General features: G+C 68.3%; 16 protein-coding genes and 1 riboswitch. Of the genes, 9 read left to right on the forward strand and 7 right to left on the reverse strand.

Going from position 1 to position 20099, the window contains the following annotated elements; translation table 11 throughout:
- The first annotated feature begins 415 nt into the window (after positions 1–415).
- Positions 416–700: a hypothetical protein gene (locus ACT54R_RS14090; RefSeq protein WP_476327275.1), complete on the forward strand. Its 285-nt coding sequence runs from the start codon at positions 416–418 to the stop codon at positions 698–700.
- Between the two features lie 183 nt (positions 701–883).
- Positions 884–1612 (forward strand): carbonic anhydrase, encoded by a 729-nt coding sequence (locus ACT54R_RS14095; protein WP_168456527.1) that lies wholly within the window; start codon positions 884–886, stop codon positions 1610–1612.
- 53 nt (positions 1613–1665) lie between these two features.
- Here the strand turns inward: ACT54R_RS14095 and ACT54R_RS14100 are convergent, their stop codons facing one another.
- Positions 1666–2220 (reverse strand): CreA family protein, encoded by a 555-nt coding sequence (locus tag ACT54R_RS14100; protein WP_476327277.1) that lies wholly within the window; start codon positions 2218–2220, stop codon positions 1666–1668.
- A gap of 216 nt (positions 2221–2436) precedes the next feature.
- Here ACT54R_RS14100 and ACT54R_RS14105 point away from each other — a divergent pair, with 216 nt between their 5' ends.
- Entirely contained in the window at positions 2437–3525 is a 1089-nt protein-coding gene (locus ACT54R_RS14105) for a TRAP transporter substrate-binding protein DctP (RefSeq protein ID WP_168457024.1), read from the forward strand.
- A 224-nt stretch (positions 3526–3749) separates the two neighbouring features.
- A complete protein-coding gene (locus tag ACT54R_RS14110; RefSeq protein WP_476327279.1) occupies positions 3750–4889 on the forward strand; it encodes a DUF2865 domain-containing protein in 1140 nt (379 codons plus the stop codon).
- Positions 4890–5140: 251 nt separating this feature from the next.
- On the opposite strand, the gene serB is transcribed toward ACT54R_RS14110, so the two are convergent.
- On the reverse strand, positions 5141–6040 hold the full coding sequence (serB, locus tag ACT54R_RS14115; protein ID WP_476327281.1) for a phosphoserine phosphatase SerB: 900 nt from the start codon (positions 6038–6040) through the stop codon (positions 5141–5143).
- Between serB and miaA the strand changes: the two genes are divergently transcribed.
- Positions 6039–7001 carry a tRNA (adenosine(37)-N6)-dimethylallyltransferase MiaA gene (miaA, locus tag ACT54R_RS14120; protein ID WP_476327283.1) on the forward strand — a complete coding sequence of 321 codons (963 nt, stop codon included), beginning with the start codon at positions 6039–6041 and terminating at the stop codon, positions 6999–7001. The two genes, serB and miaA, sit on opposite strands and share 2 nt — an antisense overlap.
- 284 nt (positions 7002–7285) lie before the next feature.
- Here the strand turns inward: miaA and thiC are convergent, their stop codons facing one another.
- Positions 7286–9160, reverse strand: coding sequence for a phosphomethylpyrimidine synthase ThiC (thiC, locus tag ACT54R_RS14125; protein WP_168456522.1), 1875 nt, complete (start codon positions 9158–9160; stop codon positions 7286–7288).
- Positions 9161–9242: 82 nt separating this feature from the next.
- Positions 9243–9375, reverse strand: a riboswitch (TPP riboswitch).
- Between the two features lie 149 nt (positions 9376–9524).
- Between thiC and bioB the strand changes: the two genes are divergently transcribed.
- The gene (bioB, locus tag ACT54R_RS14130) at positions 9525–10502 is read left to right on the forward strand and encodes a biotin synthase BioB (RefSeq protein WP_476327285.1); all 978 of its coding nucleotides are present in this window, start codon (positions 9525–9527) and stop codon (positions 10500–10502) included.
- A 167-nt stretch (positions 10503–10669) separates the two neighbouring features.
- Here the strand turns inward: bioB and ACT54R_RS14135 are convergent, their stop codons facing one another.
- Positions 10670–10936, reverse strand: coding sequence for a hypothetical protein (locus tag ACT54R_RS14135; protein WP_476327287.1), 267 nt, complete (start codon positions 10934–10936; stop codon positions 10670–10672).
- Positions 10937–11234: 298 nt separating this feature from the next.
- Between ACT54R_RS14135 and ACT54R_RS14140 the strand changes: the two genes are divergently transcribed.
- The 3 genes from ACT54R_RS14140 (at position 11235) to ACT54R_RS14150 (ending at position 14454) form a co-directional block, all read left to right on the forward strand.
- Positions 11235–12029, forward strand: a complete 795-nt coding sequence (locus ACT54R_RS14140) for a thymidylate synthase (protein WP_476327289.1) — start codon at positions 11235–11237, stop codon at positions 12027–12029.
- Positions 12030–12353: 324 nt separating this feature from the next.
- Complete coding sequence (locus tag ACT54R_RS14145) at positions 12354–13460, forward strand: tellurite resistance TerB family protein (RefSeq protein WP_476327291.1); 1107 nt, start codon at positions 12354–12356, stop codon at positions 13458–13460.
- Positions 13461–13578: 118 nt separating this feature from the next.
- Positions 13579–14454, forward strand: coding sequence for a protein-methionine-sulfoxide reductase heme-binding subunit MsrQ (locus ACT54R_RS14150; protein WP_476327293.1), 876 nt, complete (start codon positions 13579–13581; stop codon positions 14452–14454).
- 246 nt (positions 14455–14700) lie between these two features.
- On the opposite strand, the gene ACT54R_RS14155 is transcribed toward ACT54R_RS14150, so the two are convergent.
- The 3 genes from ACT54R_RS14155 to ACT54R_RS14165 all read right to left on the reverse strand — a co-directional run bounded on the left by ACT54R_RS14155 (position 14701) and on the right by ACT54R_RS14165 (position 20085).
- Positions 14701–15207 carry an acetone carboxylase subunit gamma gene (locus tag ACT54R_RS14155; RefSeq protein ID WP_476327295.1) on the reverse strand — a complete coding sequence of 169 codons (507 nt, stop codon included), beginning with the start codon at positions 15205–15207 and terminating at the stop codon, positions 14701–14703.
- A gap of 167 nt (positions 15208–15374) precedes the next feature.
- Positions 15375–17705 carry a hydantoinase B/oxoprolinase family protein gene (locus ACT54R_RS14160; protein ID WP_476327297.1) on the reverse strand — a complete coding sequence of 777 codons (2331 nt, stop codon included), beginning with the start codon at positions 17703–17705 and terminating at the stop codon, positions 15375–15377.
- A gap of 226 nt (positions 17706–17931) precedes the next feature.
- Entirely contained in the window at positions 17932–20085 is a 2154-nt protein-coding gene (locus tag ACT54R_RS14165; protein ID WP_476327299.1) for a hydantoinase/oxoprolinase family protein, read from the reverse strand.
- Between the last annotated feature and the right edge of the window lie 14 nt (positions 20086–20099).

Below are 20099 nucleotides of genomic sequence, written 5' to 3' on the forward strand. Positions count from 1 at the left end.
TGGCGCACAAGCGCCAAGCCGGTCCACCGGCCGGGGCGTCCAGATCCTTGTCTAAGAAGATGAGCAAAGGACGGCCGCGGCCAGCTTTTCGGCTAACCGCAAATAATCGCCGCAATGGCGCAGATGGTGATGAAACCGCCGTTCATGGCGCGGGACAATGGTTCGGGCGCGGGCGCTCGTCAAGATGTTTCACGCCGTCCGGCATAGGTGCGCACCTCCGGATATCGTTATCTTCCCCAGCTTGACCTGCCCCTTGGTGAGCGTCTATCCCCGGCTGAGTTGCGCCGGGCGGGGGTCGGGGCGCATCCGATGATCCCGCCCGTGACCCGAAAGCGCACTGCCGCGTTCGGGACGCGCCTGCCGAAGAGGTGCCGACCTGTCCATACCGCTGATCCGAACCCTCGCCGCCGTCGCCGTGGCGAGCCTGTCGCTGATGGCGCCGGCCATGGCGGAGACGCGCATCTTCCTCATCGACAATTCCGACGGCTCCAGCATCGATTCCTGCCTCGCCTCCGGCGCGCCCTGCGGGCAGAAGGTGGCGGAAGCCTGGTGCCGGTCGCGCGCCTACAGCCAGGTCATCGATTTCGGCCGGGTGGCGGCGCCTGCCTCCGCCTTCACCCCCTCGAGCGTCGCCTCCCCCGCCGTGACCTGCACCGGGCCGCTCTGCCCGGAGACGGTGGCCATCACCTGCTCGCGGTAGCGGGGACGATCGGACCGGCAGAGAAATCGCATTCTATAGTAAAGCTTTAGGTCCGCGTTTTGTGATCGCGGTATTTCAGTCTTCCGCCCCGGATCGGCTATGTTCGGCCCCGGCCTGCCCCAGCGACATGCTTCGGGCGGGTCCAAACAGGCCTCAAACACAGTGACCGGGAGAGGATCGCCCATGTGCGAGACGTGCTCATCACCATCCATCGGACGCCGACGCCTGCTTGCCGGCGGACTGGCGGGCGGACTGGCTCTTGCGGCCGCGCCGCTGTTTGCCGCCTCCGCCTTCGCCCAGTCGGGCGGCTATGGCACCGCCGCGCCGGTGAACCCCGATGAGGCCTTGAAGCGCCTCGTGGACGGCAATGCCCGCTACGTCGCCGGCACACAGCAGAATGCCGACTATTCCGCCGGCCGCCTGAAGCGCGCGACGGGACAGCAGCCGTTCGCGGCCATCGTCGCCTGCTCGGATTCGCGGGTGGTACCCGAACTGGTGTTCGACCAGGGGCCCGGCGAACTGTTCATCGTGCGGGTGGCCGGCAACTTCATCGATGAAAACGGGCTGGCGAGCCTCGAATTCGCCACCGCCGTGCTTGGCGTGAAGCTCATCCTCGTGCTCGGCCACGCCTCGTGCGGCGCGGTGCAGGCGACGATCACGTCCATCAAGGACAACACTTTGCCGCCCGGCCACCTGCCGAGCCTCGTCAACGCCATCCGCCCGGCGGTCTACGAGGCCATGCGGAGCAACCCGCCCGACCTTCTCGCCGCCGCCAGCGACATGAACGTGAAGATGAATGCCAAGCTGGCGCAGACCGCGACGCCGATCCTTTCGGAACGGGCGGCGGCCGGTCAGCTCAAGTCGGCGAGCGCCATGTACGACATCGGCACCGGCAAGGTGACGTTCCTCTGAGCCCTGCGCCGCGCGTGGGCAAGACGGCCCGGCGCGCGGCGCTTCTCTTTCCGCTACTTCAGGAAATCCGCGCACTTCGGCACGTCGGCGGTGGTGCCCCACGGCATGATCGGCACGGTGGAGGTGGAATTCTTCGGGCTGCCGTCGATCAATTTGTCCGAATAGACGAGATAGACGAGCACGTTCCTCTTGGTGTCGCAGCCGCGCACGATCTGCATCTTCTTGAAGAAGAAGGAGCGGCTCTCGCGGAACACCACGTCGCCCTGCTCGAACTTCGACTTGAAGGAGATCGGGCCCACCTGCCGGCAGGCGAGCGAGATGTCGGAGACTTCCTCGGCGAGGCCCACCATGCCCTTCACGCCGCCCTTCTCCGGGGTCGTGTAGTGGCAGGCGACGCCCTCCACCACCGGATCGTCGATGCCGTAGACGGCGAGCTTGTCGTCGGGGGTCAGGAACTTCCAGACCGTGGACTTCCTGAAGATGAGGTTGGGCTCCTGCGCCAGCGCCGGCCCGCCCGCGAGCGCCGCGACGCCGAGCGCGCACACGAGCGCGAGCCGCGACAGGCGACGGGTGAGGGTGGGACGGTCGGTCGAGACAGCGTGCGTCATGGAACTCCCCGGAAAGCTGCCGCAGGCAGGCGCCCGAACGGGCGGGCCACCGACATATGGGATGTGCCGCCCCCAGCGGAAGAGCGACGCAATATCGCTTGGCCGGCGACCGACGACATTGACGGCCGCCGCGCCGCGTGACACCCCTTTCGCCCCATCGCAGGTTTCGCCCAACCCCACAGAGCCCGATCAACGGCCGAGGAGCCATCCATGGAGATCAAGCGCCGCCACTTCATTGGCGCGTCCGCCACAGCGCTCGCCACCGGCGCGGTCGCCGCCCCCGCCCTCGCGCAGACCCAGCCCGAGGTGAAGTGGCGCCTCACCTCCTCCTTCCCGCGCTCCCTCGACACCATCTTCGGCACCGCGCAGATCTTCGCCAAGTACGTGGCCGAGGCCACCGACGGCCGCTTCCAGATCCAGACCTTCCCGGCCGGCGAGCTGGTGCCCGGCCTGCAGGCCCTCGATGCGGTCTCCACCGGCTCGGTGGAGTGCGCCCAGACCGCCACCTATTTCTACACCGGCAAGGACACCGCGCTCGCCTTCGGCACCGGCGTGCCGTTCGGCTTCAACTCGCGCCAGCAGCACTCGTGGTGGTTCTTCGGCGGGGGTGAGCAGATCATCAACGGCGTGCTCGCCAAGTACAACGTCACCTCCATGCCGCTCGGCAATTCGGGCTGCCAGATGGGCGGCTTCTTCCGCAAGGAGCTGAACGACGTCGCCGACCTCAAGGGCCTGAAGTTCCGCATCGGCGGCATCGGCGGGCAGGTGCTGGCGAAGCTCGGCGTGGTGCCGCAGCAGATCGCCCCGAGCGACGTCTATCCGGCGCTGGAGCGCGGCTCCATCGACGCGGCGGAGTTCGTCGGCCCCTATGACGACGAGAAGCTCGGCCTCGTGAAGGTGGCCAAGTATTACTATTACCCCGGCTGGTGGGAGGGCGGCGCCATGCTGCACCTCGTCATCAACAACGCCCAGTGGAACGCGCTCCCGAAGCACTACCAGGCCATCGTCCGCAACGCCGCCGAGGCGGCCAACAACTGGATGCTGGCCAAGTACGATTCGGTCAATCCCCCGGCGCTGCGCCGGCTGGTGCAGCAGGGCGTGGAGCTGAAGCCCTTCCCGGCGTCCATCATGGAGGCGGGCTACAAGGCGTCCTTCGAGCTCTACAACGAGCTGGCCGCCACCAACCCGGCGTTCAAGCAGGCGCTCGATTCCATGCTCGCCATCCGCGCCGACCAGCTGGTGTGGTGGCAGATCGCGGAATACGCCTACGACAGCTACAACATCCGCTCGCGCGGGCGGGGCTGAGCGCGGGCCGGCGCACCTGAGCCGGCTCTCCTCACCTTCCAGCGAGGGGCCACAGTTTCGTCACCATTGCCCCGCGCTGTCGGTCTATAGAGGGGCGCCGGTCCGGTGAAGGTTCGGCACGGCGCCAGTGGAGAGAAGAGCTGAGGATGGAGTCCGCGCGAGGGAACGGCGCCGGAAGTCCGGTTGCCCTGAAGGGTGCGAGCGGCACGACACGCCAGCTGGCGATGGGTTCGCTCCGTCGTATGGCGCTCGGCCTCCTGGTCGCCGTCACCACCGCGGGCACCGCTCTGGCGCAGGCCGGCAGCCCCGCCTGCCAGCAGCTCGAAGGCTCCCTGATGGCGCTCGACCGCAGCGCCGGTGGCGTCGCCAACCAGCAGGCGCAGGCCGCCAAGCTCCGCGGCGATCTCGACCGCCTCTCGGCGCAGGCGCGCGGCATGGGCTGCGACGCGCCGCGCGGCTTCCTCATCTTCCAGGGGCCGCCCCGTCCGCCCCAGTGCGACCAGATCGACGACCAGGTCTCGCGCCTCAGGTCGCAGATCGCCGGCCTCGAGCGCGGCGGCGCCGACACGGGGGGCCAGCGCCGGGCGCTCATTATCGCCCTTGCCCAGAACAATTGCGGCCCGCAATACACCGCCGCCGTGCAGGCCGCCCGCCGCGCCAGCGAGCCGGCGAAGCCGAAGAACTTCTTCGAGGCCATCTTCGGCACCCAGCAGACACAGCCCGAGGAATCCTCGCCCGACCTCGACCTGATGCCGCTGGAGACGCCCAAGAGCTATTCCTCGCGCACCGTGTGCGTCAGGACCTGCGACGGCTACTTCTTCCCCATGGCGAATTCCACCAACGCCAGCCGCTACGCGCAGGACGACCAGCTCTGCAAGCGCCTGTGCCCCGGCTCGGACGCGCAGCTCTTCACCTACAGCGGCGACATCAAGTCGGCGGTGAGCATCTCCGGCCAGTCCTACATGTCGCTGCCGAATGCGCTGCGCTACCGCAAGGAGCTGGTGCCCTCCTGCACGTGCAAGCCGGCCGGCCAGTCGTGGGCGCAGGCGCTCGCGGGGCTGGAGGATGAGACCACCCTGCGCAAGGGCGACATCCTGGTGACCGAGGAGCAGGCGCGCGAAATGTCCGCCCCGCGCCCCGCCGAGCCGACCAAGGGCGGCAAGCCGGTAGCCGGCAAGCCCCCGGCCGGCAGCACCGCCGCCGCCGAGGCGGTCGCCGGCGGTCCGGTCGCCGCCACCGTCGCCGCCCCCCTCGCGCCGGCATCGGAGCAGCCGGGCCAGCGCAAGGTGCGCGTCATCCCCCTGCCCCGCTCCCAGAACGCCTCGAGCCAGCAGGGCACCGCCGGTCAGGGCACGGCGCAGTAAGGCATTTCGCTTTCGGCGGAACCTTCGGGCGGGCGCCCCACGTGTCATCGCCCGGCTTGTCCGGAGGTCGGCTGTTGCCGACTTCCGTTGACGAGAGCGGAACCCGGCAACAGCCGGGTTCCGGGCGATCCACCCCTCCGCCTGCGCGCCGCCCGGTGACTCTGAGCCGGCCGATCCGTGGATCGCCCGGACAAGCCGGGCGATGACGGCGGGACTTTAGCTCCGCAGGTCCGAGACAACTCGCTCCGTTCTCAGGCCGTGCGGAATTCGTTGCGGCTGTAGCCCTGCATGTAGAGCAGCGCGGTGAGGTCGCCGTGGTCGATGCGGGCGTGGGCGGCCGCCGCCACCGCGGGCTTGGCATGATAGGCGACGCCGAGGCCCGCCTCGCCCAGCATGGCGAGATCGTTGGCGCCGTCGCCCACCGCCATGGTCTCGGACGGGGCGAGATGCAGCCGGTCGCGCAGCTCCACCAGCGTGGCGAGCTTCGCCTCGCGGCCGAGGATGGGCTCGGCCACCGATCCCACCAGCGTGCCCTCCTCCACCAGCAGTTCGTTCGCGCGGTGCTCGTCGAAGCCGATGCGCGCGGCGATCTCCTGCGTGAACAGGGTGAACCCGCCCGAGACGAGGGCGGCATAGGCGCCGTTGGCCTTCATGGTGCCCACCAGCTCCGGCCCGCCGGGGGTGAGCGTGATGCGCTCGCGCAGCACGTCGCCCACAACGCCCGCCGACAGGCCGCGCAGCAGCGCCACGCGTTCGCGCAGCGCCGGCTCGAAAGCGATCTCGCCGCGCATGGCCCGCTCGGTGATGGCGGAGACGTGCGCCTTCAAGCCCACGAGATCGGCCAGTTCGTCGATGCACTCCTGGCCGATCATGGTGGAATCCATATCGGCGAGGAACAGGCGCTTGCGCCGGCCGGTCTCAAGCTGCACCACCACGTCGATGGGGGCCTCCCCGAGCGCGCCGCGCACGGCGTCGGCCAGCGCGCCCGCATCGGCCGCAAGTTCGGGCGCGAAATGGATGTCCACCGCCACGCCCTCGTCCAGCACCACCGGATCCTGCGCCTCGGGCAGCACGGAAAGGGCGGCATGGATTGCCTCGTAGGTCAAAGCCGGGGCAGATGGGTTTGAAATCAGCGTCGCGACGTAGGCCATGGCAGTTTCAATGCTCGAAAGGGGAAAACCGTTGGCGGTGCTCATCGCAGGTCCGACCGCCAGCGGCAAGTCGGCGCTCGCGCTGGCCGTGGCCGAGCGGCTGGGTGGCATCGTCCTCAATGCAGATTCCATGCAGGTCTATGGCGATCTTGCCATCCTCACGGCGCGGCCGACCGTCGCGGAAATGGCCGAGGTGCCCCATGGCCTCTACGGCCATGTGGATGCGGACACGGACTATTCCGTCGGCCGCTGGCTGGAGGACGCGAAAATCGCCCTTCGCGACGCGCAGGCGGCCGGGCGCCTGCCGGTGTTCGTGGGCGGCACGGGGCTTTATTTCCGCGCACTGACGCAGGGGCTTGCCGACATTCCCGCCATTCCTGAAGCGGTGCGCGCCGAGGTGCGCGGCGCGGCCGAGGCGCTGGACAGCCCGGCCCTCCACGCCCGCCTCGCCGCGGTCGATCCTTCGAGCGCCGCGCGGCTGAAGGTGAACGACCGCCAGCGGGTGTTGCGCGCGCTGGAGGTGATCCACGCCACCGGCCGCTCGCTGACCGACTGGCAGCGGGATGCGCAGCCGCCGGTGCTAGATGCGGACAGGTGCGTGAAAATCGTGCTGGAGGTGGATCGCGATCTGCTGCGCCAGCGCATCGACGCCCGCTTCGAGGCCATGATGGCCGCTGGCGCCCTGGAGGAAGTGCGCGCCCTCGCCGCGCGCAACCTCGCCTCCGATCGCACGGTGCTGAAGGCGCACGGCGCGCCCGCCCTCACGCGCTATCTGAAAGGCGAGATGTCCCTCGCCGACGCCATCGCCGAGGGCCAAAGCGACACCCGCCGCTACGCCAAAAGGCAGGCCACCTTCTTCCGCCACCAGATGCCCGACTGGGAGCGCGCATCGCCGGAAGCGGCGCTGGGGGTGATGATGGGATGCTTGGCGGACGGGGGACCAGATAAGCCAGAGCGCTGAGCGGGGGGCGCAAGTGAGATCGGCCTCCCCGAACCTTCCCCCCTCTCCCCTCGCGGGAGAGGGGTTGGGGGTGAGGGGGCTGGTGCCGCATGTCCTGCGTCTGGCAGGGGGAGACAAAACCCCTCACCCCGAACCCCTCTCCCGCAAGGGGAGAGGGGGCTCGCTCTTTCGAGACTGACATCCTGCCGTTGCGCTCCGGCTCACCGGAGCACCCCTCCCGCCCCTTGCGCCGGCGGGAGGAAAAGGCCCTCCGGACGAGCCGGAGGGCGACGCTCAGGCGGCGCTCACTCCGCCGCGGCGGGCGGCGGGGGGGCGACTTCGGGGGCCGGGGTGTAGATCAGGCCGCCGCCGTCGCGGAACTTCTGGGCCATTTCGGCCATGCCCGCGGAGGCGAGGTTGTCGGCCTGGGCACGGGCGATGTCGCCGGCTTCCAGCTTCAGCTCCTGCGAGATCTTCATGGAGCAGAACTTCGGCCCGCACATGGAGCAGAAGTGCGCCACCTTGGCCCCCTCGGCGGGGAGCGTCTCGTCGTGGAAGCGCTCGGCCGTCTCCGGATCGAGCGAGAGCGCGAACTGGTCGCGCCAGCGGAAGGTGAAGCGGGCCCGGGAGAGCGCATCGTCGCGGATGCGCGCGGCCGGGTGGCCCTTGGCGAGGTCGGCCGCGTGGGCAGCGATCTTGTAGGAGATGACGCCGGCCTTCACGTCGTCGCGGTCGGGCAGGCCGAGATGCTCCTTCGGCGTGACGTAGCAGAGCATCGCCGTGCCGAACCAGCCGATCATCGCCGCGCCGATGGCGGAGGAGATGTGGTCGTAGCCGGGGGAGATGTCCGTCACCAGCGGGCCGAGGGTGTAGAACGGCGCCTCGTGGCAGACCTTGAGCTGCTTCTCGACATTCTCGCGGATGAGGTGGAGCGGCACGTGGCCGGGGCCCTCGATCATCACCTGGCAATCATACTTCCAGGCGATTTCGGTGAGCTGGCCCAGCGTCTCAAGCTCGGCGAACTGCGCGGCGTCGTTGGCGTCCGCGATGGAGCCGGGGCGCAGGCCGTCGCCGAGGGAGAAGGACACGTCATACTGGGCGAGGATCTCGCAGAGTTCCTCGAAGTGCTCGTAGAGGAAGCTCTCCTTGTGATGCGCGAGGCACCACTTGGCCATGATGGAGCCGCCGCGCGAGACGATGCCGGTGACGCGGTTGGCGGTGAGCGGCACGAAGGGCAGGCGCACGCCGGCGTGCACCGTCATGTAGTCCACGCCCTGCTCGCACTGCTCGATCACCGTGTCGCGGAAGACTTCCCAGGTGAGATCTTCGGCGACGCCATTCACCTTCTCCAGCGCCTGGTACAGCGGCACGGTGCCGATGGGCACCGGCGAGTTGCGCATGATCCATTCGCGGATGGTGTGGATGTTCTTGCCCGTGCTGAGGTCCATCACCGTGTCGGCGCCCCAGCGGGTGGCCCACACCAGCTTGTCCACCTCTTCCGCAACGCCCGAGGTCACGGCCGAATTGCCGATGTTGGCGTTGATCTTCACCAGGAAGTTCCGGCCGATGGCCATCGGCTCGGTTTCGGGGTGGTTGATGTTGTTGGGGATGATGGCGCGACCGCGCGCCACTTCCTGCCGCACGAACTCCGGGGTGATCTCGGCGGGGATGGCCGCGCCGAGGCCCATGGCCTGATGGTGCGGGTGGGCGCCGCCGTTCACCTTGGCGAGGTTCTCGCGGGCGGCGACATATTCCATCTCGGGCGTAATGATGCCGGCGCGGGCATAGGCCATCTGCGTCGGGCGCTTGCCCGGCTTGGCGCGGAGCGGCTTGCGGCCGGAGAGATCGAACTGCGGCAGGGTGGAGGACTGGCCGGCCTTCAGGCCGTCGTCCTCGGGCTTGAAGGCCCGTCCGTCCACCTCTTCCACGTCGCCGCGCTCGCGAATCCACTGGGCGCGCAGCTGCGGCAGGCCTTTGGTGAGATCGATGACGGCCTGCGGATCGGTATAGGGGCCGGAGGTGTCGTACACCTTCACCGGCATCTCGGACGGGTCGGTGAGGGAAATCTCACGCATGGCGACGCGCACGTCCGGCCGGGTGGCGGAGACGAACACCTTGCGCGAATGGGGCAGCGGCCCGGTGGTGACTTTCAGGGAGGACGTCGAGGCTTCGTCCAGCATTGCGGATCTCCGTTCAGCTTGCGCTTTCAACGAGAACCGGGGTGTAGAGCTAGGAGACGGGTGCGGGTCGACGCTGAGCGCCGGGGAGCACAAGTTCCGATCCCTTCGCCGGTATGACCCGGATCAGGTTCGAAGGGTCATCGCGGCGCCGCGGAAGGAATCTCCCGCGAACTTGCGATATCTCAGCCCCTTCCGGGGCCCCCCTTGGAACGATGACACTGTGATGTATACGAAAGCCCAATGTCAACGCTGCACTGCAGCGAACGCATAGGTCAAGTCACCCAATTGGGAAGATCGACGGTATTGGAACCCGCCGCCAAGCCGACTAAACCAGCCGAATAACTTTGCGAAGGAGCATGGGCGCATGGGCACGGGCTTGGCTGAGGATGGCACGATCCGCCACGACTGGACCGTTGACGAGATCGCGGCGCTCATGGACCTGCCCCTGCTGGAGTTGGTGGGCCGTGCCAATGCCGTCCACCGCGCCAACCACGACCCCAACGTGGTGCAGCGCGCGAGCCTGCTGTCCATCAAGACCGGCGGCTGCCCGGAGGATTGCGCCTATTGCTCCCAGTCCGCGCGCCATGCCGAGGTGGACCTGACGCGGGAGAAGTTCCTCGATCCCGCCTCCGTCATCGCCCTCGCCGCGCAGGCGCAGGCCAACGGCGCCGAGCGCTTCTGCATGGGCGCGGCATGGCGGCGGGTGAAGGAAGGGCGCGAGTTCGACGCCGTGCTGGACATGGTGCGCGGCGTGCGCGGCCTCGGCATGGAAGCCTGCGTCACCCTCGGCATGCTGGAGCCGCATCAGGCCCAGCGCCTCGCCGAGGCGGGGCTCACCGCCTACAATCACAATCTGGATACGGGGCCGGACTTCTACGGCGAGATCGTCACCACCCGCACCTATGCGGACCGCATCGACACGCTGACGAGCGTCCGCGCTGCGGGCATCGAACTGTGCTCCGGCGGCATCATCGGCATGGGCGAGACGATGCGTGACCGCGCCGCGATGCTGCAGGTGCTGGCGGGGTTCGATCCCCACCCCGAAAGCGTGCCGGTGAATGCGCTGGTGGCGGTGGAGGGCACGCCGCTGGCCGATCGCCCGCCGGTGGATCCGCTGGAGATCGTGCGCATGGTGGCCACCGCCCGCCTCGTCATGCCCGCCTCGCGGGTGCGGCTCTCGGCCGGGCGGGCGGCGCTGAGCCGCGAGGCGCAGATCCTGTGCTTCCTCGCGGGGGCGAATTCGGTGTTCTACGGGGATACGCTGCTCACCACCCCCAATGCCGGCCTCGGCGCGGATGCCGCGCTGTTCGAGGCCATCGGCGGCGCCTGCGAGCGCTGCTAGGGGGAGATCAGGAAGGGGCCGGCGGGTCCTTAGGATGGCGTCATCCCCCGGCTTGTCCGGGGGATCCACGGCTCAGCGAGCGGACTGCTCGCAGTACACACACCGCAGAGGCGGCTTGGTGGGTCCCCCGGACAAGCCGGGGGACGACAGGCCGATCATTACGCGAGTCACGCAGCCAGTTCGGCGTGGTGAAGGCGCACCCGTTCGTGACCGCGCGACTGGGTCCGCTCGTCCTTGCCCGAGCGCTCGTCCTTGCCCTTGATCTGGCGCAGCACCTCGTCGAGCCGGGTGAGGGCGTCGCTGGCGGCGTGCTCCTCACGGCTCGACCCGGCCTCCCAGGCGGCCTCGTTGCGGAAGTCTTCGGCCTGCGCTTCCTGCACCAGAAAGGCGCGGACTTCGAGCAGCGCCGCCCGGAGGTTGGTTTGGGAGTTCATGTGTCTTGCCCTTGATCGTCACGTGTCTCAGGTTGTGCTCTTGCTGGTCTAATACGGCCACGTCGTGGCGAAAAAGGGGGTGTCCGAGGGTCATACGCTACGGAAATCCCTCACTTTTTCGCCATCTGCCCCCGCCGCGCCACAGCTCTCCCAGCGACAGCCTCGCCTTAAGAAGCCGGCAACCGTATTCGCGCCGCGGTGTGGATGGCGGCCGGCGGGTGCTGGCCGCATCCGGGCGGGCGGGCTAAGGTCGACGGGCGGAAGCCTTGTGTTGCTTGATCTTGGCCGGACATACCTAATGGAAGCTTACCACCAGCTCCTGCGCCGCATTCTCGATGAGGGCGTGCGCAAGGACGACCGGACCGGCACCGGCACGCTCTCGGTGTTCGGGCACCAGATGCGATTCGATCTGGGTGCCGGCTTCCCGTTGGTCACCACCAAGAAGCTCCACCTGAAATCCATCATCCACGAGCTTCTGTGGTTCCTCGCCGGCGACACCAACATCCGCTACCTGAAGGAAAACGGCGTCTCCATCTGGGACGAGTGGGCGGATGCCAACGGCAATCTCGGCCCGGTCTACGGCCACCAGTGGCGTTCCTGGCCGACGCCGGAGGGCGGCGTGATCGACCAGATCGCGCAGGTGGTCTCCGATATTCGCCGGAACCCCGATTCGCGGCGCCTCATCGTGACCGCCTGGAATCCGGCGGACGTGGCGAAGATGGCGCTGCCGCCCTGCCACTGCCTGTTCCAGTTCTACGTGCTGGAGGGCAAGCTTTCCTGCCAGCTCTACCAGCGCTCGGCGGACGTGTTCCTCGGCGTGCCGTTCAACATCGCCTCCTATGCGCTGCTCACCCACATGGTGGCGCAGGTGACGGGGCTGGGCGTCGGCGATTTCGTCCATACGCTGGGCGATGCCCACCTCTATGTGAACCATCTCGATCAGGCCCGCGAGCAGCTCTCCCGTACCCCGCGCGCCTTGCCCGCCCTGCGGCTGAACCCGGCGGTGACGGACATCTTCGCCTTCCGCTACGAGGACATCGAGATCGTGAACTACGATCCCCACCCGGCCATCAAGGCCCCGGTGGCGGTGTAGGGCGCGCGCACTCCCCCCTTCCCTTCACCACTCGTCATCCCCCGCCTCGTGCGGGGGATCCACCCCGCCGCGCGTCCGGCATTGTGAAATTCGCGACCCTAGCGGCCGAAGCGTGGATCGCCCGGACGAGCCGGGCGATGACGGTGAAAAGCTGGGGCGGCGCCTTCGCATGGCGTAGAGTGCGGCCGGGCGCTGGCCCCCGGGGTTCGCATGCACGCCATTCCCTAGCGTGAGGCCGTGCCCGCGGTTGGACTCAATAAGGTGCTAGCAGCCTCGATCGCGGCCGGGCCTTGCGCCTGTGGCGGCACCAACAGGGAGGAAGCCATGGCCGGAACGGGTGATCTTCTGGGACAGCTCATCGGCGCGGCGCTCGGCTCGGGCAGCGTGCGCGGCGGCGGCGCCCCGCAGAGCGGTGGCGGGTTGCCGGGCGGGCTCGGCGACATTCTGGGACAGGTGCTCGGCGGCGGCCAGCGGGGCAGCTCGGGCGGGGCACCTTCCGGTCTGCCGGGCGGCCTCGGCGACATTCTCGGCCAGGTGCTCGGCGGCGGCGGTCCACGCGGCGGCGGCGCTTCGGGGCTGCCCGGCGGCCTCGGCGACATCCTCGGGCAGGTGCTGGGTGGCGGCCGCGCGGCGCCGCAGGGCGGCCCCTCCGGCGGCGCATCGGCCGGCCCCACGGGCGGGCTGGAGGACATTCTCGGCCAGATCCTGGGCGGCGGCGGCGCGGGCCGCCCCTCCGGCGGCTCCACCCAAGGTGGGGGCATTTCCGGCGGCGCGGGCGGCGGCCTTGGCGATATTGCCGCCGAAGCGCTCGGCCGCGGCGGCTCCAACCCGGCCGGCGGCTATCCCCAGCCGGAGCCGCAGCAGGCACCGCCCGACTATCGCCAGCCGCAGCCCTCGCCCCAGCCCGGCCACCAGCCCTCCGCCTCGGGCGGCAGCGACCTGATGCGATATGGCGGCCTCGCCATCATCGGCATGCTGGCCTGGAAGGCCTACCGCAAATGGCAGGCCGGCGCAGGTGGACGCTCGGCCTTCTCCTCCGGCGAACCGGATGCCGCCTTCTCCCCCGCCGCCGCGCCGGGCGGGCCGGAAGCCTTTTCCGGCGTTCTGCTCTCGGCCATGGCCGCCGCCGCGCAGGCGGACGGAGAGATCGACGAGGAGGAAGTCTCGCGCATCGGCGGCGGGCTGGAGCGCATGGGCTCCGCCTCTCCCCAGCGCGATGCGCTCATCGCCATCCTCACCACGCCGGTCGATCCCAACGAGGTGGTCGCCGCCGCCACGACGCCCGAGGCGGCGCTGCAGATCTACGCGGCCTCTGCCCTCGCCATCCGGCCGGACAACGACGCCGAGCACGCCTATCTGGACTGGCTTGCGGGTTCGCTCGGCATCGATCCCGGCCTGAAGGCGCAGATCGACGGCGAGCTGAACGCCTGAGAGAGTTCGCCCCATCACGCCATCGTGCAGGCCATGGCCGTAACGCCGCCGCAGGGGGCGGCGTAAGGGGAAGCGGGCGCCTGTCGGGCGCCCGCACAGCTTTGCCGGAAAGGTTCCGATGCCCCTGTTTCACGAGCGCTCCGGCCGATTCAGCCCCGAGAAGACCCTGTTCCTCGTCTCCAGCATCCTGCCGGCGGTGTGGCTCGTGGGCCTTGCCGCCAACGGCCAGCTCGGCGCGCGACCGTGGACGGAGGCGATCCATTTCACTGGCCTGTGGGCCATCCGTTTCCTCGCGGTGACGCTGGCGGTGACACCGCTGCGGCGGCTGTTCAATCTGCCGAAGCTCCATTTCGGCCGGCGCATCTTCGGCCTCGCGGCGCTCGGCTACGCGGCGCTGCACCTCACGCTCTACATCATCGACCAGGGCTTCGGCCGGGCGCTGAGCGAGATCGTGCTGCGCATCTATCTCACCATCGGCGCGGTGGCGGTGGCGCTGCTGGTCGCGCTGGGCGCCACCTCCACCGACGGCGCCATCCGCCGGCTCGGCGCGACGCGCTGGAACCGGCTGCACATGGCCGTCTACGCCATCGCGGTGCTGGGCACGGTGCATTTCTTCATGCAGTCCAAGCTCGACGTCACCGAGCCGGTGCTGATGGCCGGAATTTTCCTGCTGCTCTTCGCCTTCCGCATCGCCGGGCGCGGCGGCAAGACCGTGACGCCCCTCGCCATGGCGGGGCTCTCGGTGGCCGGGGCGGTGCTCACCGCGGGCGTGGAAATGCTCTGGTATGCGCTGGCCACGCGGGTGGACCCGTTTCTGGTGCTGGATGCCAATTTCACCCTCGACCTCGGCCCCCGTCCGGCCGTGTGGGTGCTGGTGATCGGCCTCGCGGTGGCGACGCTCGCCGCCATCAACCCGCCCGCCCCCCGCCCCTCCCGGCGCGCGGCGATGGCCGGCAAGGCGATGACCGGAAATACGGAAGGCGCAGGGGCCTGAAACGCGAAAGGAAGGGGTGCCCTGAGCCCCCTTCCTCCCGCTGACGCCGGGCGCCCGGCGAAAGCCCCCGGCGGGCCTCGTAAAAGAAGGATCCATCCGCCCCACCGCCGTCGTCCTCCGGCTTGACCGGAGGACCCAAGACGCCGTTCGCCCATCACTCGGAGGCCTGCTTGAGCCGTGGGATGGACCCTCCGGTCAAGCCGGAGGGCGACGGTCGTCAAGAACGTGGCGGACGGGCGGGCTCCCTCACGCCGCGGCGCGTTCCGGCACCGGCAGGCCGAGCCATTCGGTGTAGAAGGCGTCGATGTCCGGCTCGAAGTCGTGGATCACCGGATACCAGGGGGTCGGCGCCTCCACGTCGTGGAGCGTGCCGCACTCGGGGCAGAAATATTCCCGGATCACCTGCCACGAGGGCGTCGGGGCCATGAGGCGGGGATAGATCTCCTCCATCTTCTGCGGCGTGTCGCGGACGTGGACGCGGGCGTGCAGCTTCCAATTGTCCTTCCAGTCGCAGAAATCGTGGCCGCACTCGCAGCGCACGGTCCATTTCTTCGAGACCTTCTGCTGCACGATGAAGAGCTTCGGGCCGAGGGGCAGGATGATCTTGTCATCCCACGGCACGCGCTCCTGCAAGATCTCCACGTAGGTCACGAACCGCTCGGGGTCCTTCGGGGTGGAGAGCATCTGGTGCAGCGTATCGGGATCGATCTTGCCTTGCACGAGATCGACGATCTTGGCGCGGGTATAGGACATGGTTTCCTCCTGATTGGTTCTGGGTTTCCCCCCTCTCCCCTTGCGGGAGAGGGGTTGGGGGTGAGGGGTGCGGCTCCGGCGTGGCCGGGCGCCGGGACATGGGGCGATACCCCCTCACCCCAGCCCTCTCCCGCGAGGGGAGAGGGAGTCAGAGCGCGTAAGAACCCTCACTCCTCCACGAACTGCACGGTGGTCACGTCCGGCAATTCGGAGATGTCCATGGAGTAGCGCGAGCCGTAGGTGGGCACGCCGATATCCTCCTCGTTGAGCACCCAGCTCTCCGGCAGGTCCCAGAACGCCCGGAACTGCTGCTCGAACTTCGGGCCCAGCTTGAAGGAGGCGGCGAACATCTGTTGCACTTGCGTGCCCGCATCCTTGGCGAGGATCTTCTCGCGCTCGCCCTTCATCCACTCCCGAGTGGGGACGGACTTGGCAAGACGCGCCTTGCGGATATCCGCGCGGGCGGCCTTGGTCGCGGCCTCGTCCACCACCACGAGGCCGTCCGGCCCCTTCTTCACCACCACGCCGTAGACATCGCCGGCGAGGCGCTCCAGCACGTATCCGCCGTTGATGTCGTCGGCCACCGCCTGCGGCTCGCGGTCGAGCGGATCACCGAAGCCGGGGCCGCCGCGCATGTAGTTGAGGTAGAGGTCGTAGTCCGCGAACATCTCCTCGGTGGTGATGGCCTGCTTGTCGCGCTTGATCTGCGCCTTGGGCAGCATCGCATCCCAGGTGGGGTTCTCCGGGTCCGTGTCGCCGCCCAGCGGGATGTCGGCGCCGGAGGCGATCAGCTCCTTCAGCCCCGTCTTGTGGGCGGCGAAGCGATAGCCGGAGGCGGCGGGATAGCCGCCCATCAGGCCCCAGTCGGACGAGATATGGCCGTTGCCCATGAAGAACATGGTCCAGTCCTTGGCGTTCCAGACCATGCGCAGGCTCTCGAAGCCGCAGCCGCCGCGATACTTGCCGGAGCCGCCCGAGGACGCCTTGATCTGCCGGCCGAGATAGATCAGCGGCTCGGCCAGTTCCCAGATCTCCATGTCGCCCATGTCGCCTTCCGGGTTCCAGATGGCTGCGGCGTGGGAGAGGCCGTCCTGCACGGCCGTCGCCCCGGTGCCGTTGGCGGCGCACTCGAACGAGTTCACGGCGTGGATCTCGTCATACTGGTTGAAGCCGCCACCCTGCAGCCAGTTGGAGGTGTTGGCGTTGCCCGCATTCACCTCCTCCAGATAGCCGCGCCCGAAATAGGAGCGCGACAGGCCGCGCCAGAGGGCCGTCCAGGCCGACACCAGGAAGTGCCAGGAATAGGAGAAGGCGACGCGGCGGTCGTCGGGGTTCATCCAGGTGCCCTTGGGCAGGCGGAACTCGGTGCCGTAGGCCGCGCCGTCGTTGATCATCTCGGAGGGAATGAGCGTCTGGGTCATCATCACCCAGATGCCCGAGGTGAAGCTCACCTGATGGGCATTGTAGGTGTGCCAGCCCCAGCGGCTCGCCCCCTCGAAATCCAGCCGCCAGGTGCCGTCCTTGCGGATGGTCATCTCGCAGGGGGCGTGCATGATGGTGTCGAGCTTGGCGAAGTCGGAAGGGACGCGCACGTCCTCATGGGCGTAGGGCACGTCCACGAAGCCCACCTGCCGGTAGGTGCCGGGGATGGTCATGGCCTTGATGCGCGCCTGAAGGCCGAGGCGGCCATGCTCCACCGCCTCGTAGGCAAACTTCCAGTAGGCCTCGATGCCCTCTTCCGCGACCACCTCTTCCACCAGCTTGCGGATCATGTGACAGCCGGCGATGCGCGTGCGCTCGTCCAGCATCCAGTAGCGGGTGGTGCGCACCATGCGCTGGCTCTCGTGCAGCCAGTCGCGGAAGAGTTCATCGTTGGCGCCCACCTTGCGGCAGGTGATGGAATAGCCGTCGCCGAAGCGCTGCACCTGCCCCGTGGCCATGGAGCCCGGCCCCACCGCGCCGGTGTCGATGACGTGGGTGACGCCGCCCACCCAGCCGATCAGCTCGCCTTCCCAGAAGATGGGCACGATGGTGTGGATGTCGCAGGGGTGGACGTTACCGATGAGCGAGTCGTTGTTGCAGAAGATGTCCCGGTCGTGAACGCCCGGATTGGCTTCCCAATTGTTCTCGATCATGTATTTGATGGCCGCACCCATGGTTCCCACATGGATGATGATGCCGGTGGAGGTGAGAAGGCTGTCGCCCGCCGCGTTGTACAGGGTGAAGCACAGTTCGCCCTCCTGCTCCACGATGGGCGAGGCGGCGATCTTCTTGGCGGTCTCGCGCGCATCCACCACGCCGGCGCGTAGGCGGGAGAACAGCTTGTTGTAGAGGATGGGCTCGCTCTCGCGCAGCTCCAGTCTCTTCAGGCCGGCATAATGTCCGGTGGCCTTGGTGGCCGTCATCAGCCGGTCGCGATGCTCTTTGAGCGTCTCGCCGCCCCGGACGATGCCGCGGGTGGCGCCCTCAAGGCTGGCTTGCTTGACGTTGACGTTCATGGGTTCGTTTCCTCTTAGGATTGTTTGGGTTTGCTGCCCGCTCCCCTTGCGGGAGAGGGCTTTTCCCGTTCCTCCCCTCTCCCCTTGCGGGAGAGGGGCCGGGGGTGAGGGGGCGGATGTCGCCCGAGGCTCTGCCGCCGGTTCAGCCGGCGAGAGACCCCTCACCCCATCTCCCGCAAGGGGAGAGGGGGCCCATCGCTCTGTTTGAGACCTATGCGCCCGCCCCTCACACCTCCTTCAGGTGGAAGAGCCGGTGGCCGTCGAGCCAGGTCTCGAAGCCGTCGGGCACGACAAAGGTGGTCGCGTCGGATTCGATGATGGCAGGGCCCATGACGCGGTTGCCGGGGCGCAGGGATTCCATCTTGTAGAGCTGCGCATCCACCCACTTCTTCTTGCGATAGAACTTGCGGGTGCCGATCTTTGCTTCCTCCGGCGGGGTCTCGCCTTCTTCCGGTTCCTTGGGGATGCGGGGCTTGGGGATCGGCACCATGCCGCGCATGATGGCGCCGGTGACCGAGTATCCCAGCTCCGGCGAGCGGGCGGACGCCGCATAGACGCGGCCATAGGTGGCGTTGAAGGCGTCGGTGAGCTGGTCCCAGTCTCCGGCCGTTCCGGCGGTGGCGATGGGGCTCTCGATCTCCAGGTCGTTGAGCTGCCCGCGATACTGCATGCGGTAGCCGGGCTGGAGCGTCACCTGGTCGGCCGAATAGCCGTTCAGCTTGAACTCCTCCAGAACGTTGTGGGTCAGCTCTTCCCACGCCGCCTGGAGCGTCTGCGCGGCCTTCACCTTGTCCGCCTCCGGGGCGTCCGGCGGCATGTTGATGTCGAGGGACTTGTCGTAGCGATACTCGAAGTCCGCCGCCGCGCAGCCGAAGGCGGAGAAGCCGGCCGCCCATGCGGGCACGATCACGTCCTCGAAGCCGAGGCCTTCCGTATAGCCATAGGTGTGGACCGGGCCCGCGCCGCCATAGGAGAAGCAGACGAAGCTCTGGGGCGAGTAACCCTTGCCCGAGATCATGGAGCGCAGGTAATCCCGCAGGTCGGAGTCGAGCAGTTCGATGATGCCGGCCGCCGCATCTTCCACGGAGAGGCCGAGCTTGTCGGCGATCTGCACCTTGATGGCGTCCACCGAGCGCTGCCGGTCCAGCTTCACCGCGCCGCCGAGGAAGTTGTCGGGGTTCAGATAGCCGAGCACCATGTGGCAGTCGGAGATGGTGACGGTCTCGATGCCGCTCTCCTTCCAGCACACGCCCACCCGGTAGCCGGCGGAATCCGGGCCGAGCTTGATGGCGCGGGTGTAGGGATCGAGCCGGATGAAGGAGCCGGCGCCGGCGCCCACCGAGTCCATCGCCACCAGCGGCAGGGACAGCACGAGCCGGGCCATGTCCGGGTCGTTCTTGATGGTCATCTCCCCCTGGGTGATGAGCGCCACGTCGAACGAGGTGCCGCCGATGTCCGAGCAAGCGATGTTCTTGTAGCCCAGCACTTCGCCGAGATACTTCGCGCCGATCACGCCGCCGATGGGGCCGGAGACGATGGTGCGGGCCAGCTCCTTCGCCTTCCAGGAGATGGTGCCGCCATGGGTCGCCATCACGCGGAAGTCGAACTTGGTGCCGCGCTCCTTGAAGGCGTTGGAGATCTTGGAGAGCGTCTGGCGCGAGGGCTCGGCGGCGTAGCCTTCCAGAATGGTGGTGTTGGTGCGGTGGGTTTCCTTGCGCACCGGATAGTAATCGGCCGAGGCGAAGACCGGGATCTTCTTGCCGCTCTTCTCCACTTCCTCGGTCACGATGTCGCGCACGCGGCGCTCGTTCACCGGGTTCTTGTAGGAGTGCATCAGAGAGATGACGATGCCTTCCACGTCCGCCGCGATGAGGTCGCGGGCCGCCTCGCGGGCGCTCTCCTCGCGCAGGGGGATCACCTGCGTGCCCATCATGTCGGTCCGCTCGATGACGCCGCGGGTGAGCTGGCGGGGCACGAGCGGCGGGTCGTAGCGGTGGGTGTTGAGGTGGATGCGGTCCTCATAGGCGTAGCCGAGGTGGCTCTGCACCGCGCGGCCCATGCGGTGGAAATCCTCCATGCCGCGATTGACGATGAGGCCGCATTTCAGCCCCTTGCGCTGGACCACGCGATTGAGCATCGCGGTGCCGGAATAGACGCCGGTCTGAAGCTGGGCGAGGGCCTCATGGAGCGACATGCCCCAGTTGGCGAGCCCGTCCTCAGAGGAGGCGATGAGGCCGAGGGCCTCGTTCTGCGGCGTGGACTGGGCCTTGCCGACGACGAAGTCGCCGTCCTGGTCCACGAAGAAGGTATCCGTCATGGTGCCGCCGGCATCGATGCCGAGCACCTGGACGCTGCGCAGGTTTCCCACGGGAACGTTCACGCTGGTTTCCTCCC

It is taken from the genome of Xanthobacter sp. DMC47 (assembly GCF_056313845.1).